General features: G+C 41.4%; 1 protein-coding gene. It reads left to right on the top strand.

Annotated features, from left to right (window positions below; all coding sequences use genetic code 11):
- The coding region (locus ABD296_RS50460) for an Ig-like domain-containing protein (RefSeq protein ID WP_344285912.1) at window positions 1–502 on the top strand (502 nt) is incomplete at both ends.

A 502-nucleotide genomic window follows, 5' to 3' on the forward strand; every position in this document is an offset into this window, starting at 1 on the left:
TGTAGATGTCTATAACCCAGCGGTTATTACTGGTTACGATGTCGTAGCAGCTCATGGCAACCTAATCTCTGATCCAAATACGAATGGTGATGTTGATATCGCTACACCTAACAGTATTATCAGTGAAGTCAATGGTGTTGCAGTAAGTGCATCTCCAACTGAGATTATTGGTACTCACGGTACTTTACTCATCTATGCAAATGGTGATTATACCTATACGCCAAATGCTGATAGTGCTGGATTAGGTCAGGTTGATCAATTTACTTATACCTTGTTAGACCCAGCTTCTAATATAACTTCACAAGCTACGTTCTATGTACATCTAGATAGTAAAGTTGTGGATATGAATTGGGATGCAGCTGATCCATCACAACCTGCTACTGTAACGATTACAGCAGTGGATGACGCTGTAAATGCTGCAATTGCTGCTGAGCCTCATCTCATCGAAGATGACAGAGCATTGGGTAGTGCAACTTATCTTGCATTGTTATCGTTGGCTGGC

The organism is Actinomadura napierensis (genome assembly GCF_039529375.1).
GTDB lineage: Bacteria > Actinomycetota > Actinomycetes > Streptosporangiales > Streptosporangiaceae > Spirillospora > Spirillospora napierensis.